Raw genomic sequence first — 1197 nt, 5'->3', positions numbered from 1 at the left:
GTGGTCGCGGCCGCAGTCCGGCTGCGGCGACCACGGGTACGGCCCTCGGTCGCCTCGGCGGCGGGCGCCTGCTCGGCGGGGCGCGCCTCGGCCCGCTCCTCACGGACCTCCGCGTGCACCTCCTCACGGGCGGGAGCAGCAGCCGCGGCCGCTACCTCGGCGCGCGGTCGAGGGGTTCCGGCGGCGGCGCCGCCCTGCTGCCGCTCGGTGATGGCACTGATCAGCTCGCCCTTGCGCATGCGGGCCGTACCAGAGATGCCGAGCGACGCGGCCAGGCTCTGGAGCTCCGGCAGCAGCATGGCCGACAGGCCGGTGCCGCTCCGGCGGCGGCGCGTGGGGGCGGCGGTGGTGGCATCGCCAGCGACGTTGGAAACATCCGACGTCACGTCGGTGGTGTCGCTCAATGGATTCCTTCCCTCGATAGGCCGGAGCTGCCCGGAGTCGTGGAGCCAGGTGGCCGGGCGGCCTCGGTGCACCCGCCTCGCATGGACGCGTCGCGGGAGTCTGTGACACAGCAGCCGGTGGTTTCCCGACTCACCACCATCGGTGAGCAGGTCTCGCCGCCTGCGGCGACCTGTGGAAACTGCGGTGCGGCGTGGGCCTTGGGCAGGGGTGACGGGCTGACCGCCGAGAGCTTCGGGGGTGCGCCGAACCGCAGGAAGATCGCATGCTTCGCGGCTGTGCTAGGTCTAGAGCGTAATCAACTCTTCCGACCTGCGGCAACAGGGCCCCGCTCGGCGGGTACGAAGACGGTCGGGCGCACGGCCGGCGCCACCGGCAGCGACACCGCCCGCGCGCCGCCCGGCTCCGTCCAGGCGATCGTGAAGCCCCCGAGCAGGCAGGGCGCGACATTGTCCGGATGCCCCTCCAACTCGGCGGCCAACCGCAGCGCGGCGTCGTCGTCCATCCGCTGCTCGCCGTCTGCAACCAGGGCGCGGGCCGCCAGCACCCCGGCCACGATCGCGGCCGAGGACGAGCCGAGCCCACGCGCCTGGGGAATGCGGTTCTCGCACTCCAGCGCCAGGCCGGCCGGCTGCGCGCCGAGCACGTCGAAGGTGGCCCGCATGGCGGTCACGATCAGGTGCCGCTCGTCCGCCGGCAGCTCACCGGCACCCTCGCCGGTGACCGCCACTCGCACGCCGCCGCCGGTCACCTCGGCCGTGACGTCGTCGTGGCGGCCCAGCGCCAACCTGGGCC

The 1197-nt window shown here is 74.2% G+C and carries 1 protein-coding gene and 1 pseudogene; both read right to left on the bottom strand.

Annotated features, from left to right (window positions below; all coding sequences use genetic code 11):
• Nucleotides 1-404: Rho termination factor N-terminal domain-containing protein (locus KBX39_RS31575; protein ID WP_210874074.1), on the bottom strand; the 404-nt coding region annotated here is incomplete at its 3' end.
• Nucleotides 405-739: 335 nt separating this feature from the next.
• A pseudogene (locus KBX39_RS31570) lies at nt 740-1197 on the bottom strand (homoserine kinase); the annotation flags it as partial.

Source organism: Micromonospora sp. D75, assembly GCF_018070405.1.
Lineage (GTDB): Bacteria > Actinomycetota > Actinomycetes > Mycobacteriales > Micromonosporaceae > Micromonospora > Micromonospora chalcea.
Note: the sequence above shows the minus strand (reverse complement) of the source record. Positions and strands in the feature narration are given on the sequence as shown.